At 45.8% G+C, this 21,507-nt stretch carries 18 protein-coding genes; 17 read left to right on the forward strand and 1 reads right to left on the reverse strand.

Translation table 11 applies throughout. From position 1 onward, the window contains the following. The first annotated feature begins 9 nt into the window (after positions 1-9). From rsmH to lpxC, 15 genes are all read left to right on the forward strand, one after another. Positions 10-942 carry a 16S rRNA (cytosine(1402)-N(4))-methyltransferase RsmH gene (gene rsmH, locus NO992_RS14010; RefSeq protein ID WP_010368659.1) on the forward strand — a complete coding sequence of 311 codons (933 nt, stop codon included), beginning with the start codon at positions 10-12 and terminating at the stop codon, positions 940-942. Next, the gene (gene ftsL / locus NO992_RS14015) at positions 942-1,265 is read left to right on the forward strand and encodes a cell division protein FtsL (protein WP_010368658.1); all 324 of its coding nucleotides are present in this window, start codon (positions 942-944) and stop codon (positions 1,263-1,265) included. The genes rsmH and ftsL overlap by 1 nt, the downstream gene beginning before the upstream one ends. Beyond that, positions 1,262-3,076, forward strand: a complete 1,815-nt coding sequence (locus tag NO992_RS14020; RefSeq protein ID WP_010605806.1) for a peptidoglycan glycosyltransferase FtsI — start codon at positions 1,262-1,264, stop codon at positions 3,074-3,076. Before ftsL ends, NO992_RS14020 begins: the two co-directional genes overlap by 4 nt. Next, entirely contained in the window at positions 3,069-4,532 is a 1,464-nt protein-coding gene (gene murE, locus NO992_RS14025) for a UDP-N-acetylmuramoyl-L-alanyl-D-glutamate--2,6-diaminopimelate ligase (RefSeq protein WP_371378110.1), read from the forward strand. The genes NO992_RS14020 and murE overlap by 8 nt, the downstream gene beginning before the upstream one ends. Next, complete coding sequence (gene murF / locus NO992_RS14030; RefSeq protein WP_371378113.1) at positions 4,529-5,923, forward strand: UDP-N-acetylmuramoyl-tripeptide--D-alanyl-D-alanine ligase; 1,395 nt, start codon at positions 4,529-4,531, stop codon at positions 5,921-5,923. Before murE ends, murF begins: the two co-directional genes overlap by 4 nt. Continuing rightward, entirely contained in the window at positions 5,917-6,999 is a 1,083-nt protein-coding gene (mraY, locus tag NO992_RS14035) for a phospho-N-acetylmuramoyl-pentapeptide-transferase (RefSeq protein WP_010368649.1), read from the forward strand. The genes murF and mraY overlap by 7 nt, the downstream gene beginning before the upstream one ends. After that, the gene (gene murD, locus NO992_RS14040; protein WP_371378116.1) at positions 6,999-8,321 is read left to right on the forward strand and encodes a UDP-N-acetylmuramoyl-L-alanine--D-glutamate ligase; all 1,323 of its coding nucleotides are present in this window, start codon (positions 6,999-7,001) and stop codon (positions 8,319-8,321) included. Before mraY ends, murD begins: the two co-directional genes overlap by 1 nt. Then, complete coding sequence (gene ftsW, locus NO992_RS14045; protein ID WP_069020757.1) at positions 8,318-9,493, forward strand: cell division protein FtsW; 1,176 nt, start codon at positions 8,318-8,320, stop codon at positions 9,491-9,493. The genes murD and ftsW overlap by 4 nt, the downstream gene beginning before the upstream one ends. After that, positions 9,490-10,557 carry an undecaprenyldiphospho-muramoylpentapeptide beta-N-acetylglucosaminyltransferase gene (gene murG, locus NO992_RS14050; protein ID WP_253104143.1) on the forward strand — a complete coding sequence of 356 codons (1,068 nt, stop codon included), beginning with the start codon at positions 9,490-9,492 and terminating at the stop codon, positions 10,555-10,557. Before ftsW ends, murG begins: the two co-directional genes overlap by 4 nt. Before the next feature lie 8 nt (positions 10,558-10,565). Next, complete coding sequence (gene murC, locus NO992_RS14055) at positions 10,566-11,999, forward strand: UDP-N-acetylmuramate--L-alanine ligase (RefSeq protein ID WP_253104146.1); 1,434 nt, start codon at positions 10,566-10,568, stop codon at positions 11,997-11,999. Then, positions 11,996-12,907, forward strand: coding sequence for a D-alanine--D-alanine ligase (locus NO992_RS14060; protein ID WP_017217162.1), 912 nt, complete (start codon positions 11,996-11,998; stop codon positions 12,905-12,907). Before murC ends, NO992_RS14060 begins: the two co-directional genes overlap by 4 nt. Before the next feature lies 1 nt (position 12,908). Further along, positions 12,909-13,694, forward strand: a complete 786-nt coding sequence (locus tag NO992_RS14065) for a cell division protein FtsQ/DivIB (protein WP_010368642.1) — start codon at positions 12,909-12,911, stop codon at positions 13,692-13,694. Then, complete coding sequence (gene ftsA / locus NO992_RS14070; RefSeq protein WP_010605798.1) at positions 13,691-14,923, forward strand: cell division protein FtsA; 1,233 nt, start codon at positions 13,691-13,693, stop codon at positions 14,921-14,923. The genes NO992_RS14065 and ftsA overlap by 4 nt, the downstream gene beginning before the upstream one ends. 21 nt (positions 14,924-14,944) lie before the next feature. Continuing rightward, positions 14,945-16,189 (forward strand): cell division protein FtsZ, encoded by a 1,245-nt coding sequence (gene ftsZ, locus NO992_RS14075; protein WP_253104152.1) that lies wholly within the window; start codon positions 14,945-14,947, stop codon positions 16,187-16,189. Between the two features lie 88 nt (positions 16,190-16,277). After that, entirely contained in the window at positions 16,278-17,201 is a 924-nt protein-coding gene (lpxC, locus tag NO992_RS14080; protein ID WP_010368639.1) for a UDP-3-O-acyl-N-acetylglucosamine deacetylase, read from the forward strand. 44 nt (positions 17,202-17,245) lie between these two features. Here lpxC and NO992_RS14085 read toward each other — a convergent pair whose 3' ends face one another. Further along, positions 17,246-17,731 carry a DUF721 domain-containing protein gene (locus NO992_RS14085; RefSeq protein ID WP_226899328.1) on the reverse strand — a complete coding sequence of 162 codons (486 nt, stop codon included), beginning with the start codon at positions 17,729-17,731 and terminating at the stop codon, positions 17,246-17,248. Positions 17,732-18,214: 483 nt separating this feature from the next. Here NO992_RS14085 and secA point away from each other — a divergent pair, with 483 nt between their 5' ends. Beyond that, positions 18,215-20,923, forward strand: coding sequence for a preprotein translocase subunit SecA (gene secA, locus NO992_RS14090; RefSeq protein WP_371378124.1), 2,709 nt, complete (start codon positions 18,215-18,217; stop codon positions 20,921-20,923). Between the two features lie 63 nt (positions 20,924-20,986). Next, positions 20,987-21,385, forward strand: coding sequence for an 8-oxo-dGTP diphosphatase MutT (gene mutT, locus NO992_RS14095; protein WP_017217157.1), 399 nt, complete (start codon positions 20,987-20,989; stop codon positions 21,383-21,385). Positions 21,386-21,507: the final 122 nt, after the last annotated feature.

Consider the following 21,507-nt stretch of genomic DNA (forward strand, 5'->3'; position numbering starts at 1 on the left):
AACAAATTAATGAGCGAAGAGTTTAAGCATATTTCGGTATTAATGACCGAAACCCTAGATGCCCTAGCAATTAACCCTGAAGGTATATATATCGACGGGACATTTGGTCGTGGTGGGCACTCAGGTGAAATCCTCAAAAGATTGTCGACTGGGCGTTTACAAGCCATAGATCAAGATCCTCAAGCAATTAAGGCGGCTGAAAAGTTTGCCGATGATGCGCGTTTCTCTATAGCGCGAAGCCGCTTCTCGCAAATTAAATCTGTCGCGGAACAAGCCGGTATCTTAGGACAGGTTGATGGCATCTTGTTGGACATTGGTGTGTCTTCCCCTCAGCTTGATGATGCAGACCGTGGCTTTAGCTTTATGAAAGATGGGCCACTAGATATGCGTATGGATCCTGATTCAGGTCGCAGCGCTGCACAGTGGCTAGCTGAAGCAGAGCTTGAAGAAATGGTATTCGTGATCAAAAAGTATGGCGAAGAAAAGTTTGCTACTCGTATTGCTCGTAAAGTCATTGAAGTGCGCGAGCACACCGCGATTACTACGACAGCGCAATTAGCACAACTGATTGATGAAGCTGTGCCTGTCAAAGATAAACACAAGCATCCTGCAACACGTACTTTCCAAGCTATTCGTATTTATATTAACAGTGAGTTAGAAGAAATTCAGACTGCATTGCAAGCGTCACTTGAGGTATTAAAACCTGGTGGTCGGTTAGTGGTGATCTCGTTTCATTCTCTAGAAGATCGCATTGTAAAGCAGTTTATTAAGAAGCAGAGTAAGGGAGAGGCGATACCCAGAGGTCTGCCTTTAACGGATGAACAACTTAAACAAAATCTCACCTTAAAGGCAGTGGGTAAAGCCATTAAGCCTAGCGATGCAGAGATTGCACAAAATCCACGCTCGCGAAGCTCAGTATTAAGAGTGGCGGAGAAGCTCTAATGAATGCAAGTAAGCAACGTCAACCGAATCTATTTGTAGAAATAGGCTATTACATCATTGCTAATAAGTTGACGGCATTCTTGCTACTTACGATTTTGATTTCTGCACTCGCGGTAGTGCAAATTACCCATTTAACTCGCCAGCAATTGATACAGCAGGATGAGTTATTGCAACAGCGCGATGAGCTAGACCTACAATGGCGATATCTCGTTGTGGAAGAAGAGTTTTACTCCCAGCATGCAAGGATTGAAGAGATAGCCAAGATGCAGTTAGAGATGAAACGCCCAACCAGTAAAGATGAACAGGTGATTGTGCTGCCATGAATAAACAAAAGCAAAAAACTCAATCTATTATCACCTGGCGCTTTGCTCTAGTTTGCGGCGTGATGCTCACCGTTTTTATGACGCTGGTTGCACGCGCTGCATTTTTGCAAGTAATTGAGCCTGATAAGGCCATTGAAGAAAATGATAAGCGCACCGTACGGGTTGAGAAACTCAATGTCCAACGAGGCATGATCTTCGACCGTAATGGCAAAGAGCTGGCAGTGAGTGTGCCGGTTGTGAGCGTTTATGCAGATCCCCTTGCCATTGATAAGGCACTTGCCAAAAAAGTGTTACGTAAAGCCCGTAAAGAAGGTGAAGATTATAAAGCGTTAGAGCAAAACGATGCTGAGCTGAAAATACGGAAACAAGCTTGGTACGATGATGAGCTCAGGTGGAAAGAGCTTGCAGATGTGCTCAGACTTAAACCAGAAAATGTCGATGAACGGCTTAGGGGAGACCCAAGCCGTCGTTTTGTCTATTTGAAGCGTCAAGTGACGGCGGTTGTTGCCAACTATATTCGTCAAATGCGCCTGCCGGGCGTGCACTTGCTTGACGAGTCCAAACGTTTTTACCCAAGCGGCGAAGTAACGGCGCACATGATTGGCGTAACCGATATTGATGGCAAAGGTATCGAAGGCGTCGAGCGTATGTTCGACTCTGCATTAACCGGTACTGCTGGTAAACGCACCATTCGAAAAGATGCGCAAGGTCGTGAAGTACAAGTACTTTCAGAAGAACAGCGTGTCGAGCCAGAAGATGTTTACCTGAGTATTGATTTACGGATCCAAGCCATTGCCTACCGCGCGTTAAAGTCGGCGGTACTGAGCTATAAAGCTACCTCTGGTTCGGCGATAGTTGTTGATGTACACACTGGCGAGATTTTAGCTTTGGTGAATAGCCCAAGCTTTAATCCTAACGACCTAAGTACTGCTGCACCTTATAAACGTCGTAATCGTGCTATGACTGACCTATTTGAACCCGGTTCAACCTTAAAGCCTTTAGCGGTATTGGCTGGTTTAAATTATGGTGCAGTTAAGGCAACAGACACGATAGATACTTATCCGGGCTGGATGAACTTAAGCGGTGGCTTAGTGAAAGACACTCGCAACAATGGTGAGCTGAGCTTAAGAGAGATCCTTAAAATCTCCAGTAACATGGGAGTTGCGAAGATCTCGCAGATGCTGCCAAAAGAGTATTTTATCAATCTATACCAACAAGTGGGCTTTGGTGAGCCAACGGGCTCAAACATGATTGGTGAAAGCGCAGGTTTATTTTATCCAAACCGCCGTTGGTCTAACTTTGAAATTGCAACACTTTCTTATGGTTATGCGGTATCAGTAAGTACCGCACAAATGGCGAGACTTTACGCCATGTTTGGAGCCGGTGGTATCTTGCGACCACTCACAATTGTGAAGCAAGATGAAATTCCTGAAGGTAAGCGTATTTTTAGCGAGCAAGATACACATGCCGTGGTAGAGATGATGGAGTCAGTATTTGAACGTGGTGGTACAGCCCACAACGTAAAAGTTGATGGATACCGTGCCGCTGGTAAAACAGGTACTTCAGAAAAAGCCGTGGCGGGTGGTTATGGTGATGAGTACGTTGGTTACTTTGCGGGCGTTGCACCGGTAAGTGACCCAAGGCTTGCGGTTGTGGTGATGGTTAATGAACCGGCGGGAGATGTTTACTATGGCGGTCAAACCGCAGGGCCTGCTTTTGCTGAAATTATGTCTAATGCACTGAGAATTCTAAACGTAGCACCTGATAAAGAGCGTGTAGCTTATATTTCGGGAGCAGATAACGATGCGTGATCTGGCTCAGGTACTCAGTGATTATGGTGTCAATATTGCCGCTGTTGAGGTTGAGCACCTACGCATAGACAGTCGAGCGATTGAGCCGGGTGATTGTTTTGTTGCACTGCAAGGTCATGCCCAAGATGGTGCTAAATATGCCGCTAGTGCCGTTGCGCAAGGCGCTAAATGTGTGCTTGCAGAAACGGGAAGCGAGCTTAATATTGCCCCGGAGCAAGCGATTTTTATCGACAATCTTGCTGATAAGTTGGCGGCAATTGCAGCGCAGTTTTATGCATACCCGAGTAAAAAGCTCAAACTCACAGGCGTTACTGGCACCAATGGTAAATCTACCACGACAGCGATGATTGCCAATTTAGCTAGCCTAACCGGTAGTGCTGGTGCTGTGATAGGTACGCTTGGTTATGGTCAACCAGACAGCCTTATTCCGCTGGCAAACACCACGCCGTCAAACGTAGATTTACAACGTATTTTGGCGTTTTTACAGCAACAATATGAGCAAGTCGCGATGGAAGTCTCTTCCCATGGTTTGGTGCAAGGTCGAGTTGATGAGTGCGACTTTGATGTGGCTGTTTTCACCAATTTGACGCGCGATCACTTAGATTATCACGGTGATATGCAAAGCTATGCAGAAGCCAAGAAACTACTATTTACTCGCTGTGCGCCAACTCACAAAGTCATCAATATTGACGATGAAGTGGGGGCTAGTTGGGCTGCTGAATTCAATGACGACACCGTGGTTGTTTACGGTCGCTGGAGTGAAGCGCATAGCTACCAACAATACGTATTCTTTGATGCCGTGTCGGCACACCCAAACGGTTTAACAGCGACATTAAAAACCAGCTGGGGTGAATGTGAAGTCAATGTGCCACTGTATGGTGAGTTTAATCTTTATAATTTAGTTGCTGCGATTGCGACTTTACTATTGCAAGGTGCAAGTCTTGATGCATTAAGCGAAGCTTGCAGCCAGCTCGCGCCAGTTGCAGGCCGCATGCAGCCATTTAGTGCCCCTGAAAAGCCTACCTGTATTGTTGATTATGCCCATACCCCAGACGCTTTGGCACTTGCACTACAAGCCTTGCGAGCACATGTACCGGGTAATCTTATCTGTGTGTTTGGTTGCGGTGGTGATAGAGATAAAGGTAAGCGTCCTGAAATGGCGCGAGCTGCGGAGAAATATGCAGATAAACTGGTGATCACCAGCGATAATCCACGAAGTGAAGATCCTAATTTAATCATTGATGACGTTAAGGCAGGACTCATCCACCCTGAGTATGCTGTCTGCCAGCCTGATAGAGGGCTAGCCATTCAACACGCGATAGACCTAGCTGATGAAAACAGTGTGGTGCTAATAGCGGGGAAAGGGCACGAGGATTATCAAATTATAGGTACTGAGCGCATTGATTTTTGTGATAGGCAATGCGTTGCAGCGATTTTACGAGGGGAAAAGGCATGATCAAGATGGATTTTTCTTGGCTTGCAGCAGTCTTAAAAACCCCTTACGACGGGGAGAATTTGGCAGTCGCCAATATTAATACTGATACCAGAACAATACAGTCTGGTGAGGTGTTCTTAGCACTTAAAGGGCCTAACTTTGACGGCCACCGCTTTTTGGATGTGGCCAAAGCGCAAGGTGCTATTGCAGCTATTGTTTCTGAGCACGATGAAGATATCGATTTACCACAGTTTGTTGTTGCAGATACGCGCATTGCTTTAGGCCAAATTGGTCGAGCAGTAATTGAAACCGTTGCCCCTAAAACCATTGCAATTACTGGCAGTGTCGGTAAAACCACAGTGAAAGAAATGTGTGCAGCGATTTTGGCGCAAAAAGGCAAAGTCCTTGCTACTAAAGGTAATTTTAATAACGACATCGGGGTACCGTTGACGCTATTGCGCTTAAGTGAAGATGATGAATACGCGGTGATAGAGCTCGGCGCTAACCACTTGGGTGAAATTGCTTATACCACAGAATTAGTGAGCCCAGACGTGGCGACAGTGTGTAATGTCGCACCAGCCCACATCGAAGGGTTTGGTTCAATTGATGGCGTAGGAAAAGCGAAAGGTGAGATTTTCTCGGGCCTAAAAGCTGACGGTGTCGCAGTCATCAATGCGGATAGTGATTATGCTCAGATGTGGCAGGAAAGCTTAGCTGTTTCTAAAGTGAAACGTTATAGCTTAAATGCTCAGCTTGATATATGGGTGGAAGCAATTGAGTTGGATGAGCTAGCTCGCCCTACCTTCACGCTATGCCAGGGTGAAGAGCGTACCACCATTAGTTTACCGCTTAGTGGCCAGCACAACGTTGGCAATGCGCTGATTGCGGCAGCATTGACAACTGAACTGGGCGCAAGCTTAAGTGAGGTGGCAACGGGTCTTGAACAAATGGCTGAAGTAAAGGGCCGTGTCAACATGATCCAAGTCTCGGATACGCTGCGTGTGGTCGATGACACCTACAATGCAAACGTGAAGTCTGTCAACGCGGCGATTGATTTATTGGCGTCTATGTCTGGCTATAAAGTATTGGCGTTGGGTGATATGGCAGAGCTGGGTGAAGATGCCCGCGAATATCACCGTGAAGTCGGCGAGTATGCTAAGCAGCAAGGCATTGATGAATTGTTTTCATTGGGGGTGCTGAGTAGTTGCGCTAGCAATGTATTTGAAAAGCCAAATCGTCATTTCTCGACTCGCGAGAATTTAATGAAGGCGTTACGGGTTGTATTGGCCGAGCAATCAGGGCAATGCACCGTTATTGTTAAAGGATCACGTAGTGCGCGGATGGAACTGCTCGTTGAAGAATTAGTAAACGCTGGCCAGTCGGATAGCGAGACAGGAGAAGTATCATGTTAGTTTGGCTAGCCGAGTATCTTACCCAATATTATTCTGGGTTTAACGTATTTTCTTACCTTACCCTGAGGGCGATTTTAGGCATTTTAACGGCGTTAATGATTTCGTTGTATTTTGGTCCTAAACTCATCGCTGCATTACAGCGTATGCAGATTGGTCAGACCGTACGTGATGATGGCCCTGAATCGCACTTGTCTAAGTCGGGTACGCCAACCATGGGTGGACTCTTAATTCTGGCTGCGATCTTTACCAGTACGCTACTGTGGGGCGACCTTAGCAACAAATATGTATGGGTGACGTTATTTGTCATTGGCAGCTTAGGTATTGTTGGGTTTGTTGATGATTACCGTAAGGTGATCAGAAAAGACAGTAAAGGCCTAATTGCACGTTGGAAGTACTTCTGGCAGTCGGTCATTGCGATATCTACCGCGGCATTTTTGTACTTTACGTCCACCAGCGCTGCGGAAACCACGCTAGTCGTGCCATTTTTGAAAGATGTGTTACCACAACTTGGTTTGTTCTATTTGGTCATGAGCTACTTTGTGATTGTGGGTACGTCAAACGCAGTTAATCTAACAGATGGCTTGGATGGTCTTGCCATTGTTCCGACCATTTTGGTTGCCTCAGCACTCGCTATTATTGCTTACGTTACCGGTAATGCGAATTTCTCAAGCTACCTTCATATTCCTCATTTACCACTCACAAGTGAATTGGTTGTGGTATGTACTGCGATTGTCGGCGCAGGTCTTGGTTTCTTATGGTTCAACACCTATCCGGCACAAGTTTTTATGGGCGATGTGGGTTCATTGGCGTTGGGTGGTGCACTCGGGATCATCGCTATTTTAGTACGCCAAGAGTTAGTGCTTATCATTATGGGCGGTGTATTTGTGATGGAGGCATTATCCGTGATTTTACAGGTAGGGTCTTACAAACTCAGAGGTCAGCGGATCTTTAGAATGGCCCCTATTCACCATCATTACGAATTAAAAGGATGGCCTGAGCCGCGCGTGATAGTCCGTTTTTGGATCATCTCGATTATCTTGGTTTTGGCCGGCCTTGCGACGTTGAAGATTAGATAATGACGTATATTGAGCAATTACAGAAAAAGCATGTCACAGTACTGGGACTTGGAGTCACAGGACAGGGGATTGTGCGTTTTCTGCTGTCGCACGGTATTAATCCAAAAGTGGTTGATAGTCGTCCAGTGCCTCCGGGCTCGGACTGGCTAAGTCACAACGCACCTGAATGTGAAGCGGTATTTGGCAATCTTGCTGATGCCGCTTTAGCGCAAACGGATCTGATTATCATTAGCCCAGGGATCCCGTTATTTGAACAGAGCGTTGCCGCAGCCATTGCCGAAGGCGTTGAAGTCATCGGCGATATCGAGCTATTTGCACGCCTTAATACCCGTCCAGTAATTGCCGTTACGGGCTCTAACGGTAAGTCCACCGTTGTTACGCTCGCGACAGAAGTATTGAAAGCCGCAGGCTTAAAAGTTGGACTTGGCGGCAATATTGGCACGTCTGTGTTGTCGTTGTTAGAGCAGCCGCATGATGTTTATGTGCTCGAGCTGTCTAGTTTTCAGCTTGAAACCACTCATAGCTTGGCTTGTTTGTCGGCAATGATCCTCAATATTACTGAAGATCACATGGATCGCTATCCTGATTTTCAAGCTTATATTGAAGCGAAGCAGCGTATTTACCAGCATGTTGAGCATATTGTCTTTAATGCTGAAGATCATTATACCTTTGCGCAGCATGGGCAAGGCAGCAGTGTATCCCTCACTGAGGGGGATTATCACTTAATGACCTTTGACGGTGAGCCGCATTTTGCACACAAACAAACACCACTGCTAGCGGTAAAAACGTTGGCGATGGTGGGGCGACATAATCAATTTAACGCCTTGGCGGTATTAGCGTTATTAGCGCCGATGCAATTACCTATGCAGGCATTTGCCAGCGCGTTTGCGAGTTTCACGGGGTTACCTCATCGTTGTCAGTTAGTTGCCGATGTTGCAGGGGTTCGTTACTTCAACGATTCAAAGGCAACGAATGTTGGCTCGACGGTCGCCGCCATTGATTCTTTAGCTTCAGGTCGCAAAAATATTATTTTGATCGTGGGTGGTGATGCGAAAGGGGCAGATCTTTCACCACTCAAGACGCCACTCACTACGCATTGCAAAGCGCTATTTTGTTTCGGACAAGACGGCGCACAGTTTATGCCACTGCTGCGCAATAGCCATCAAGTCCACAATCTGGAAGAAGCCGTGTTGGCGGCAAAAACGATAGCGACTAATGGCGATATTGTGCTATTAGCACCAGCCTGTGCCAGCATAGATATGTATCCAAACTATATGGCGCGAGGGGATGAGTTCGTCCGTTTAGTGGGGGAACATGCTTGATTAATGTCGCTGATATCAAAGAGGCGCTAACGCCTCGCCAGTCCGAGAGCTTATTTGACGTACCTTTGATGTACTGCATGCTCATGCTTATTGGAGTGGGATTTGTAATGGTGACAAGCGCTTCTATGCCAGTTGCCGAGCGACTATTTGATAATCCTTTTCACTTTACTATTCGCCACGTTATCTTTTTAGTGGGCTCGTTTATTCTCTTTTGGTTTGCGACGAGTGTGCCAATGACTTGGTGGAAACGCAGTAATCCATATTTGCTGCTTTTTGGTTTGGTACTGTTAGTGGCGGTACTCATTATTGGTCGCGAAGTAAATGGTGCAAGGCGCTGGATCCCGCTTGGTCCTTTTGGTTTGCAAGTAGCGGAGGCATCTAAGCTATTTTTCTTCAGCTATATTGCCGGCTACTTGGTACGTAAACGCGATGAAGTACAAGAAAACATCAAAGGCTTTGCCAAGCCAATGATTGTGTTTGCGGTGTATGCGTTCTTAATTTTGATGCAGCCGGATTTAGGCACTGTGGTGGTTATGTTTGTGACGACCGTTGGCCTGTTGTTTTTAGCCGGTGCAAGGCTTTGGCAGTTTTTTACTTTAATGCTTACCGGTGTCTCTTTGGTGGTACTGCTTATCATCATTGAGCCATATCGTATGAAGCGTGTCGTGGGCTTTTTAAACCCTTGGGAAGATCCATTTGGTGCCGGTTATCAATTGGTACAATCCCTAATGGCATACGGCCAAGGAGGCTGGTTTGGTCAAGGCTTGGGTAATAGCATACAAAAGCTACAGTATTTGCCGGAAGCACATAATGACTTTATTTTCGCTGTAATTGCCGAAGAACTGGGCTTTATTGGTGTATTTAGCATTATTATTGTACTCGGAATATTAGTTACTCGAGCGCTTTTTATCGGGCAAAAGGCCCTTAAAGCAGGCAAAGAATACGAAGGGTATTTTGCCCTGGGCATTGGTATTTGGTTTGCCTTTCAGGCAGTCGTTAATATTGGTGCGAGCGCCGGCATTTTACCTACTAAAGGCTTAACACTGCCATTTGTTTCTTACGGTGGGTCGAGTCTTTGGGTTATGACAATTGCGGCAGGTATTTTACAGCGCATAGACTTTGAGACAAAAATGTCGACAAGACAGGCAACATCCCGTGGAGGTAGACGATGACTAAACGTCTTCTAGTGGTCGCGGGCGGTACAGGTGGACATATTTTTCCAGGTATTGCAGTGGCACAATTTTTACAAGCGCAGGCTTGGCAAGTGAGCTGGGTTGGCACTGCGGACCGAATGGAAGCCGATGTGGTGCCGCGTTACGGTTTTGAAATTGATTTTATTGCCATGAAAGGCGTCCGAGGTAACGGGGTCAAACGATTACTAACCGCACCATTTATGGTTTTAAAAGCGGTACTTGCAGCAAAGCGTATTTTACAACAGCGTAAACCTGATGTGGTGTTAGCCATGGGCGGTTATGTAACTGGCCCTGTAGGTGTTGCTGCGAAACTGCTTGGGATCCCTTTGGTGATCCATGAGCAAAATGCAGTTGCGGGTATGAGTAATAAGTTGCTGGCGAAAATTGCAAGTCGCGTATTGGCGGGTTTTCCCGGCGCATTCAGTGAAAAGCTCGCTCAGGTTGTGGGAAATCCGGTACGTGCAAGCGTTGCTGAAATTAGCGATAAACCCGTTTCAGTGCCGTTAAATCTATTAATTGTCGGTGGTTCATTGGGAGCAAAGGCACTGAATGAAACCGTACCAGAAGGACTCAAGTTACTAAAGCAACAGGTGGCCAGTATCGGATTAAATATTCGTCATCAAAGCGGTAAACATAACCAAGACGATACACAACAACGATATGAAAGTGCGGGCATTAATGCTGAGGTCAGCGAGTTCATTCATGATATGGACGCCGCATACGCTTGGGCTGATCTGGTTATTTGCCGCGCCGGTGCGTTGACCGTAAGTGAGATAGCCGCAGCTGGGAAAACGGCGATTTTTGTGCCTTTCCCACATGCAGTTGACGATCACCAGACGGCTAACGCGCAATTTTTAGTGTCTGCTGGAGCTGCTTTTATATTGCAGCAAACAGCACTGACGCCAGAAACGCTAGCAACTACACTGCAGCCACTTGTTATTGAGCCGCAAAAAATTGCGACGATGGCAGCAAAAGCGAGACAATGCGGCAAGTCGGAGGCAACAGCGAAAGTTGCCCAAATTTGTACAGAATTATCGAACTAGGATATTAAATGGAAGCTTCAAGCAGAAGAGCAATGCGACGTATCAACACCATCCACTTTATCGGAATTGGTGGTGCTGGTATGGGTGGGATTGCAGAAGTGCTGGCCTTTGAAGGTTACCGAATTACAGGCTCAGATATCGCCAAAAGTACGATGACAGAGCGACTAACAAATATGGGCGCCGAGATCTTTATCGGCCACCAGGCTGAAAATGTAAAAATGGCCGATGTGGTTGTGGTATCGAGTGCAATCAATGACCAAAACCCAGAGATCCAAGCGGCGAAGGCAAACCGTACGCCAATCGTTCGTCGCGCCGAAATGCTCGCTGAGTTGATGCGCTTTCGTCACGGGATTGCGGTGGCAGGAACACATGGTAAGACCACAACGACGAGCCTGATTGCGAGTATTTTTGCGCGGGCTGAGCTGGATCCAACCTTTATTATTGGTGGTTTGCTCAATAGTGCTGGCAGTAATGCCAAAGTCGGCAGCAGTGAATACCTTATCGCAGAAGCGGACGAGAGTGATGCATCGTTTTTGCATTTGCAGCCGATGGTGTCGGTGGTAACAAATATCGAAGAAGACCACATGGATACTTACGATGGTGACTTCGAAAAAATGAAAGACACCTACATCGAGTTTATCCATAACTTACCATTTTATGGCCTGGCGGTGGTGTGTATCGATTCGCCAGTCGTGAGAGAATTATTACCACGCTTTGCAAGGCCAACAATCACGTATGGTGAGGCTAACGACGCGGATTATCAGTTACTGGACTTCAAGCAAACACAAAGTGAATCACACTTTAAAGTCAGAACCAAAGACGGTGAGCTACTTGAAGTGAGGCTAAATATGCCAGGTAAGCACAATGCATTGAACGCCTTGGCATCTATTGCGGTTGCAAAAGATCACAATATTGAAAACGAAGCGATTTATCAGGCATTAGCCAATTTTGAAGGTGTGGGACGTCGCTTCCAGCATTACGGCTCATTCAATAATGAAGTGGGAGAGGTGATGTTGGTTGATGATTATGGTCACCACCCATCTGAGGTTGCGATGACGATAAAAGCAGCTAAGTCTGGTTGGCCTGATAAGCGTTTGGTTATGATTTATCAGCCACATCGCTATAGTCGAACACGCGATTTATATGAAGATTTCGTAAAAGTGCTTTGCGATGTTGATAAACTACTGCTGTTAGATGTATATAGTGCCGGTGAAGCGCCCATCGTTGGTGCGGATAGTAAAAGTTTGTGCCGTAGTCTCCGTCAACGTGGCGTTGAGCCGATCCATATCAGTGACCATGGTGAATTGGCGAAAGTGTTGGCAAGCACCATGGCAGATGGTGATTTAGTGTTGACGCAAGGGGCCGGCAATATAGGTCAGATCGTGAAGCAGTTAGCCGCTACCGGGCTATCGATAGCGCAGTTAAAACAGAGTGAATTATGAGTAGTCAGTTTGGAAAAGTAGCCGTATTACTTGGCGGTAGTTCAGCAGAGCGAGAGGTGTCGCTAAAATCCGGTAATGCAGTGTTAAATGCCTTCGTCAATCAAGGTGTTGATGCGATTGCTTTTGATCCAGCAGAACGTAATTTATGGCAACTGAAAGACCTAGGTGTGGATCGCGTATTCATTGCACTGCATGGCCGTGGCGGTGAAGATGGCACTATTCAAGGTGCGCTTGAGTTTATGGGGATACCATATACAGGAAGCGGTGTACTTGGTAGTGCGCTTGCAATGGATAAAGTCCGCTGTAAGCATCTTTTTCAGTCTGCCAAGTTAAGTACGGCACCTTATGCTGTTGTAAGCAAAGAGACGGGTTTTGATGCTAAGGCGCTAATCGCTGAGTTTGGCAAAGTCATGGTAAAGCCAAGTCACGAAGGCTCAAGCATAGGTATGGCTCAGGCAGACAGCGAAGAAACCCTGACTGCGGCATTAAATAATGCCTTTAAGTTTGACGATCAAGTTCTCGTTGAACAATGGATCACTGGACGTGAGTTTACCGTGTCTATGCTTGGTAAAGAGGCATTGCCTGTTATTGAAATGCGTACGCCTCGTGGTTTTTACGATTATGAAGCGAAATACCAAGTCAACAGTACCGAGTATTATTGTCCGGCGGATATTAGCGCTGCACACACTGAGCAATTACAAGTGATGGCAAAGCACGCTTTTGAATTGGTTGGTGCCACTGGTTGGGGACGTGTTGACGCCATGCAAGATGAGCAAGGTCATTTCTATCTACTCGAGGTAAATACTGTACCTGGTATGACTGAAAAGTCGTTGGTGCCGATGGCAGCAAAAGCAACGGGTGTAAGTTTTGAACAATTAGTTGTTCGCATTTTGGAGCAAACGCTTTAATATGCGAGCATTTTTGGCAGGGTTGAAGCTGATCGGTTCAAGAGTGAACTGGCCCCTTTTTTGGGGACTTAGCTTCTTCTTTGTGGTGATTTTTACATTGGTAAGAGGAACATACTGGGTAAGTGATTGGTTAGTTGCACATCATGATGCGCAAATAAAAACACTCAAAGTGCTCGGTAAACCGCATTATACCAATGAAGATGACATTGTGGCGGCAATTAAAACCGCAGATTTAAATAGTTTTTTTGAGCTTGATGTAAAAGCAGTCCACAAGGCGGTAAAGTCTTTGCCTTGGATTGCGACAGTGTCAGTCAGAAAACAATGGCCGGATACGCTGCAAGTCTATGTAGTGGAACATCAGCCGGTTGCGCATTGGAATAGCGATTCATTACTCAATGATGATGGCGAAGTATTCCAAGCGAGTAGTAACAAATTGCCGCAAGGGCTGCCTGAATTATACGGCCCTGAAGGGAGTGCTGAAGAAGCATGGCAAACATTTAAGCAGTTTAAAGCCTTGTTGGCGGTAAATCAGTTTACGTTGGAAAGTTTAGCGCTTTCGGAACGATTTGCTTGGCAGCTATGGCTGGACAATGGGATCCGCTTAAATTTAGGGCGTGAAGACAAAGCCAAACGAGTACAACGTTTTATCGACGTGTATCCACGTATGGAACGCCCTGAAGGAAAAGTAATCGATGTCATTGATTTACGCTACGACACGGGACTGGCAGTGAGTTGGAAAGAACCTACTGAGCAGCAAGAACAACAAAATAACAAGAGTGAAGCATGACAAAGTCGGCAGAAAGAAACTTAGTGATTGGATTAGATGTTGGCACATCAAAGGTCGTCGCCACAGTTGGGGAGATCACTGTGGACAATCAACTTAGTATTGTCGGTGTCGGACGCCAAGAGTCTCACGGCATGGATAAGGGCGGGGTAAACGATTTAGACCTCGTTTCTGAGTCTATTAAACGCGCTGTAGATGAAGCAGAGCTAATGGCTGATTGCAGAATAAGCTCGGTTTATTTGGGGATCTCAGGCAAACATATTCAGTGTCAAAATGAAAGTGGCGTGGTGGCAATTAACAATGCTGAAGTCACAGACGATGATATTGCCAATGTTATCCATATTGCACGTTCTGTGCCTATGTCTGCTGAACGAAAAATGCTGCACTCATTGCCGCAAGAATATAGCATCGACATGCAAGAGGGGATCAAAAACCCTCTGGGGATGAGTGGCGTAAGGATGGAAGCGAAAGCACATATCATTACGTGTTCGAATGACATGGCAAAAAATATTGAAAAGTGTGTTGAACGCTGTGGTTTACAGGTAGACCAATTAACGTTTAACGCCTTGGCGTCATGTTACTCGGTGTTGACTGAAGATGAAAAAGAGCTTGGTGTTGCGGTATTAGATATCGGTGGTGGCACCATGGATATTGCGATTTATGTGAATGGGGCGCTGCGTCATACTGCCGTGATCCCGGTTGCGGGTAATCAGGTCACTGGCGATATAGCAAAAATATTTAGAACACCTATTTCGCATGCCGAGTCTCTGAAAGTACAATATGCCTTCGCGTCGAGCCAAATGGCATCAAGCGAAGAAACCATCGAAGTACCAAGTGTTGGTGGACGTCCTGCTCGGGTAATGTCTCGTCATACTTTGTCTGAAGTGGTAGAACCAAGATTTAGAGAACTGTTTGAGCTTGCGCAAGAAGAATTGCGTCGCTCAGGTTTTGAAGATCAAATTGCGGCAGGTCTTGTTATCACGGGCGGCAGTGCCAAGATGCAAGGTGCACAAGAAGTCGCAGAAGATATATTCCAAATGCCAGTAAGAATAGGGAAACCAATTGGCATTAAGGGGTTAACAGATTATGTGGATGACCCTGCATATGCAACGGCGGTAGGTTTGTTACAATACGGCCGTTCACTACAATCGATGAATGCACAGAAGTCGAAAGTAGATGCAGAGGGGAGTTGGTGGAACCGTGTTACAAAATGGTTCCAAGGCGAGTTTTAATACTCAAGTCGGAGAGTGAAGATGTTTGATATTATGGAACAGCACAGCGAAGAAGCTGTCATTAAAGTCATCGGTGTCGGTGGCGGCGGCGGTAACGCCGTAGAACACATGGTAAACCAAGAAATTGAAGGCGTACGTTTTATCGTAGCGAATACTGACGCACAAGCGTTACGTCGTTCGTCTGCGGATATTACCGTACAGCTAGGTACTCAGATTACCTCTGGTCTTGGAGCTGGCGCAAACCCAGAAGTGGGCCGCAGCGCAGCAGAAGAAGATCTAGAAACCATCAAGAGCAGCCTTGAAGGCGCAGACATGGTATTTATCGCAGCCGGTATGGGCGGCGGTACAGGTACCGGTGCCGCACCTGTTGTTGCACGCGCAGCAAAAGAACTAGGTATTTTGACTGTGGCTGTAGTAACGCGTCCTTTCGATCTTGAAGGTAAAAAGCGCATGGCTGCGGCTGAGCAAGGCATTGCTGAGTTGTCAGAAATTGTAGATTCACTTATTACAATTCCAAACAACAAATTGCTTAAAGTTCTTGGTAAAGGGACTACACTGCTAGATGCCTTCGCAAAAGCAAATGACGTACTTTATGGTGCGGTACAAGGTATTGCAGAATTGATCACACGTTCAGGTCTAATCAACGTTGACTTTGCGGATGTTAGAACCGTGATGTCAGCAATGGGTACTGCAATGATGGGGACTGCTTCGGCAACAGGTCCTGATCGTGCACAAGAAGCTGCGGAAGCCGCGATTTCTAGCCCGCTTTTAGAAGATGTTGACCTAACTGGCGCGAAAGGTATTTTGGTTAATATCACCGCGGGCATGGACATTACTATCGAAGAGTTTGAGGTCGTTGGTAACCATGTTAAAGCGTTAGCGTCAGAGAATGCGACTGTGGTAGTGGGTGCTGTTATTGATCCTGAAATGAGCGAAGAGCTAAGAGTGACCGTGGTTGCCACCGGCTTAGGTGGTGACCGTCGTCCGCAATTTGGTATTGTAGACAATGGCTTTAGACAAGCCTCAGGCTCAGATGCGGTAGGTGGAACACAAACTAGCTCACAAACGAGCATGTATGTGCCAAGCTTTACGCAACCACAAACATCAGCGGCAGAACCTGAGCAGCCAGCTGAAGCGCCTGCCCCACAAGTGCAAGAACAGAAGCCACAACAAGCTTCTAGCTCAGCAAGCGCAAAAGGCAACGACAGTAAAGAAAAAGGTGACTACTTCGATATTCCGGCTTTTTTACGTAAGCAGTCAGACTAAAGTTGGTATAAAAAACAAACAGAGATTGGCAGTTTGGTGGAACTATGTTATACTCCGCCGCCTATCTAGAATTTAAGTGGGCGAATATATGATTAAACAACGTACGATTGCACAAGTCGTTAAAGCCACAGGTGTAGGTTTACACAAAGGTGAAAAGGTCACGATCACTCTCCGACCAGCTGGTGTGAATACAGGTGTTGTATTTCGCCGCGTTGATCTAGACCCTGTTGTTGATTTTGAAACAACACCGGAAGCTGTGGGCGACACGCAACTGTGTACGTGTTTAACAAATAAAGACGGCGTTCGCTTGTCTACTACCGAGCATTTGATTGCCGCGGTAGCTGCGCTTGGGATTGATAACCTCATCGTAGAGCTAGACAGCGCCGAAGTGCCTATTATGGATGGCAGTGCATTGCCATTCATCTACTTAATTCAAAAAGGCGGTATTGAAGAGCAAAACGCTGCCAAGCGCTTTATTCGCATCAAAGAAAAAGTGCGTGTTGAAGATGGCGACAAGTGGGCTGAAATTGAGCCTTACGATGGTTTCCACATCGACTTTGAAATCGACTTCAATCACCCCGCGATCAATGCTAGCCGCCAACGTATTGGATTAGATATTACCGCTCAAAGCTTTACTGAAGAGATCAGTCGAGCTCGTACTTTTGGTTTTATGCGTGATATCGAATACATGCATGCAAACAACCTAGCCTTAGGTGGCAGCATGGATAATGCGGTTGTTTTAGACCAGTTTAAAGTATTAAATCCAGATGGCCTGCGCTATGCGGATGAGTTTGTTAAACACAAGATCTTAGACTGTGTGGGTGATATGTTTATGGCAGGTCACAACATTTTAGGTAAGATCTCATGCTACAAATCAGGCCACGGCCTAAACAACATGTTGCTTCGTGAAATCATGGCAACTGAGTCAGCATGGGAGTGGGCAACATTCGAAGAGCCAGTCAGTATGCCAGCGCCAGGAATGGAAGCGGGTATCAATACCGCAACGGCATAAGCCTCTTAGGCTAATACAGTTTGAGAAAAAATGACGCTAAGGCGTCATTTTTTTTGCGTAGTGTTTGCGTGTTTAGCGAGTCTTTCTAGTTTCGCCTTAAGCGACGGTGGAGCGGATTGCGCTAGCGCTAGCAAATGCTCGCCAGTGGCTTGGCTCATACTTCGATTGGTTTGATAGGTCGAAGATTGGGACTCCACCTTGTTGGTAAGACGCTGTTGGGCTTCTGGATTGGTGGTAATTTTAACCAATGCACAGTCATGTAAGCCAACTTTTCTAAATGCACTGAGAATATCCATTTTCAAAAAGTTTAACCGAGTAGCAAGCGTTGCTGAAGCCGCTTCTATCGTCAGTGTCCCCTCTTTGTAGTGAGCGACACGGCATTTCTTACTCAGGATAGGGCCTAGAGTGTCTTCCAAACAGCTCTGTAACTGTGCCGCTTGGGCACTTTTTTGGCCATATTGATTGAGCTTGTCTGACCACCCACCCATCACTTCATCAAGCGGTTTTGGATTGTAGCGATTTTTAGCCAATGACTTACTTCCCATAGGTTGAAAAATAAAAAATAACCGCCATATCGGGATAATACGGAGTCAAATTACTCCGTACTGGTGGTTTCTCAGTCTTCTAAGTATATCAGAGACAAATTTTTGAGAAATCCAAAAGTACCAACATTTGTTGTCGAAAGCGCTTAGCTCTGTACTCGAATAAATGAGTCGAGTTAGATGCTAACTAAACTTTATCACTTGCAACGGTACGCTTACGCCCAACAGTAAAGATTTCTTGCAATTGAACTTGGTATTATTTACCCAATAAGGTTTGCAGAAACAAAGAGTCTGGTATGATAGGGCATAATTTTAACTCGGCAAGATACAAAATGCTCACTCCTAAATTGGCAAAATGAAAACCGTAATTTAGGAAGGCTTTTGTCGCCAACAGGACAAGCGCGACCCAACCTTAACCACATTGGCTTAGAGAGATGGGTCAGCCAATACACAGAGTGAAACGGTTTAAACATGTTAGCAAATATTTTTACCAAAATTTTTGGTAGTCGTAATGATCGCACCATCAAAAACCTAAGAAAAACAGTCGCTTTAATCAATGCGTTAGAAGAACAATACGGCAAATTAAGCGATGAGGAACTGAAAGCAAAAACGGCTGAATTTAAACAGCGTATTGAGCAAGGTTCAACGCTAGATGATTTATTACCAGAGGCGTTCGCTACGGTGCGTGAAGCATCTAAGCGCGTATTTGGAATGCGTCATTTCGATGTGCAAATGATTGGTGGTATGGTGCTTCACCAAGGTCGTATTTCAGAAATGAGAACGGGTGAAGGTAAAACACTAACAGCAACATTGCCTGCGTATTTAAATGCGGTTTCAGGCAAGGGTGTTCACGTTATTACCGTCAACGACTACTTAGCTAAGCGTGATGCTGAGACCAACCGTCCACTCTTTGAATTCCTAGGCCTTACTGTAGGTTGTAACGTACCAGGCATGATGCCACAGCAGAAAAAGCAAGCCTATGCTGCGGATATCACTTACGGCACCAATAACGAGTTCGGCTTCGATTACTTGCGCGATAACATGGCGTTTAGTGTCGATGAACGTGTACAACGTCCACTTAACTATGCGGTTGTGGATGAAGTGGATTCAATCCTAATCGATGAAGCGCGTACACCACTTATCATTTCAGGTCCTGCTGAAGATAGCTCTGAGCTTTATGCCGAAATCAATAAAATTGTACCTGATCTTGTGCAACAAGAAAAAGAAGATGAAGAAGGCGTGGAAGGCGATGGAGATTTCACCATTGATGAAAAAGGTAAACAAGTTCACCTTACCGAGCGTGGTCAAATCAAAGTTGAAGAATTACTGACTGAACGTGGTTTGATTGAAGAAGGTGACTCACTTTACTCAGCAGGTAATATTTCATTACTTAGCCATGTTTACGCAGCACTTCGTGCTCACAAGTTATATCAAAAAGACGTTGATTACGTTGTAAAAGATAACGAAGTTATCATCGTTGACGAGCACACTGGTCGTACGATGGAAGGACGTCGTTGGTCTGAGGGTCTTCACCAAGCCGTTGAAGCGAAAGAAGGGGTTCGTATTCAGAACGAAAACCAAACCTTGGCTTCAATCACATTCCAGAATTACTTCCGTTTATATAACAAGCTTGCAGGTATGACAGGTACAGCGGACACTGAAGCGTTCGAATTTCAGTCAATCTATGGCCTAGATACGGTAGTTATCCCAACCAACAAACCTATGGTGCGTGATGACCGTGCGGATCTTGTATATTTGACGCAAGAAGAGAAATTTGAAGCCATTCTTGAAGACATTCGTTCTTGCCAAGAACGTGGTCAGCCTGTGTTGGTGGGTACGGTATCTATCGAAAGTTCAGAGTATCTTTCTCACTTCCTTCGCAAAGAAAAAATTGAGCATAACGTACTGAATGCTAAATTCCACGCGCAAGAAGCGGATATCATCGCGGACGCGGGTCTACCGGGCAAAGTAACGATTGCGACGAATATGGCTGGTCGTGGTACCGATATCGTACTGGGCGGCAGCTGGCAGTCGGATGTTGAAAAATTAGAAAATCCGTCAGAAGAGCAAGTAGCAGAAATTAAAGCCGCTTGGAAAGAGCGTCATGATGCAGTACTAGCTTCTGGTGGTTTACATATTATTGGTACAGAGCGTCACGAATCGCGTCGTATCGATAACCAGCTACGTGGACGTGCAGGTCGCCAAGGTGATGCAGGTTCAAGCCGCTTCTACCTATCGATGGATGACGCATTGATGCGTATCTTTGCTGGTGAGCGTATGACTAACATGATGCGTAAGCTAGGTATGCAACGTGGTGAAGCCATTGAGCACCCATGGGTTAACCGTGCCATTGAAAACGCACAGCGTAAAGTAGAAGCGCGTAACTTTGATATTCGTAAACAATTACTTGAATACGATGATGTTGCGAACGATCAACGTAAAGTGGTTTACGAACAACGTAACGAACTACTTGAAGAAGGCGATATCTCAGAGACGATCACGGCTATTCGTGAAGATGTACTGAATGCGACTATTGATCAGTATATTCCACCGCAAAGTCTGGCGGAAATGTGGGACATCCCAGCACTTGAAGAACGCTTGAAAAATGACTTCCATGTTGAGCTTCCGATCGCTAAATGGCTTGAAGAAGACAGCAAGCTATATGAAGAAATGCTACGCGATCGTATCGTAGAGGACGTGGATAAAGCGTACAAGCAAAAAGAAGAGATGGTAGGCCCTGATGTGCTACGTCACTTCGAAAAAGCGGTTATGTTACAAAGCCTAGATCAGCATTGGAAAGATCACTTAGCGGCAATGGATCATCTTCGCCAAGGTATTCATCTACGTGGTTATGCGCAGAAGAATCCGAAGCAAGAATATAAGCGTGAGTCGTTTGAGTTATTCTCACAAATGCTTGAAAACTTGAAGATTGACGTTGTTGGCGTACTAAGTAAAGTGCAGGTTCGTGCTGAGGAAGATGTTGAGAAGGTTGAAGAACAACATCGTAAGAGTGAGCAAGCACCGCGTGAATATCAACACGAAGAAGTTGAGCGCGTGGGCGGCGAAACGCCTGAGGGTGCGGTTGTTGCTGAGCGCACAGAGCCTAAAGTTGGTCGCAATGAGCCATGCCCTTGCCAATCAGGTAAGAAGTTTAAGCAGTGTTGTGGCAAACTAAAATAACAGGCCCTAAATCTAAATTGGTATAAAAAGCGACGCTAAGTCGCTTTTTTTATGGAGTAAATGATGCAAAAAAAACGTGTTGAAGTCGCTGTTGGTGTTATTGAAAAGGCGCAGCAAATCTTTGTATGTTTAAGAGGTGAAGATCAACACCAAGGTGGGCTTTGGGAGTTCCCAGGCGGGAAAATGGAAGCGGGTGAAGATGTCTTTTCGGCATTGAAACGTGAGCTGCAAGAAGAGGTTGGCATTGAGATCTATAACTCATCTGAGCTAATGCGTATTGAGCATGACTATGCTGATAAAGCCGTATGCTTATACATTCATCATGTTGAGGATTTTTCCGGTGAAGCTCATGGTGCAGAAGGGCAGCCTTCTAAATGGGTTGCAGTTGAGCAGTTGCATGAACTCGCGTTTCCTGAGGCCAACAAAGCAATTGTGGAATTATTGCAAGCGCGCCAAAGTTAGTGACAAACTTTGTTACTAAATTCAGCACTCAGAGTCATAGTCATTCACTATGTGCATAGGTAGACTAGTGAATGACCGCTTACGTGTAAATAAACATCAGCCAACGATTCTCGTTACTCTGA

Source organism: Pseudoalteromonas sp. DY56-GL79, assembly GCF_041414765.1.
Taxonomy (GTDB): Bacteria; Pseudomonadota; Gammaproteobacteria; order Enterobacterales; family Alteromonadaceae; genus Pseudoalteromonas; species Pseudoalteromonas piscicida.

Bases quoted from the DNA above. Each gene is read 5' to 3' on its own strand.
- rsmH (WP_010368659.1), top strand. From the start codon at position 10: ATGAGCGAAGAGTTTAAGCATATTTCGGTATTAATGACCGAAACCCTA.
- ftsL (WP_010368658.1), top strand. From the start codon at position 942: ATGAATGCAAGTAAGCAACGTCAACCGAATCTATTTGTAGAAATAGGC.
- NO992_RS14020 (WP_010605806.1), top strand. From the start codon at position 1,262: ATGAATAAACAAAAGCAAAAAACTCAATCTATTATCACCTGGCGCTTT.
- murE (WP_371378110.1), top strand. From the start codon at position 3,069: ATGCGTGATCTGGCTCAGGTACTCAGTGATTATGGTGTCAATATTGCC.
- murF (WP_371378113.1), top strand. From the start codon at position 4,529: ATGATCAAGATGGATTTTTCTTGGCTTGCAGCAGTCTTAAAAACCCCT.
- mraY (WP_010368649.1), top strand. From the start codon at position 5,917: ATGTTAGTTTGGCTAGCCGAGTATCTTACCCAATATTATTCTGGGTTT.
- murD (WP_371378116.1), top strand. From the start codon at position 6,999: ATGACGTATATTGAGCAATTACAGAAAAAGCATGTCACAGTACTGGGA.
- murG (WP_253104143.1), top strand. From the start codon at position 9,490: ATGACTAAACGTCTTCTAGTGGTCGCGGGCGGTACAGGTGGACATATT.
- murC (WP_253104146.1), top strand. From the start codon at position 10,566: ATGGAAGCTTCAAGCAGAAGAGCAATGCGACGTATCAACACCATCCAC.
- NO992_RS14060 (WP_017217162.1), top strand. From the start codon at position 11,996: ATGAGTAGTCAGTTTGGAAAAGTAGCCGTATTACTTGGCGGTAGTTCA.
- NO992_RS14065 (WP_010368642.1), top strand. From the start codon at position 12,909: ATGCGAGCATTTTTGGCAGGGTTGAAGCTGATCGGTTCAAGAGTGAAC.
- ftsA (WP_010605798.1), top strand. From the start codon at position 13,691: ATGACAAAGTCGGCAGAAAGAAACTTAGTGATTGGATTAGATGTTGGC.
- ftsZ (WP_253104152.1), top strand. From the start codon at position 14,945: ATGTTTGATATTATGGAACAGCACAGCGAAGAAGCTGTCATTAAAGTC.
- lpxC (WP_010368639.1), top strand. From the start codon at position 16,278: ATGATTAAACAACGTACGATTGCACAAGTCGTTAAAGCCACAGGTGTA.
- secA (WP_371378124.1), top strand. From the start codon at position 18,215: ATGTTAGCAAATATTTTTACCAAAATTTTTGGTAGTCGTAATGATCGC.
- mutT (WP_017217157.1), top strand. From the start codon at position 20,987: ATGCAAAAAAAACGTGTTGAAGTCGCTGTTGGTGTTATTGAAAAGGCG.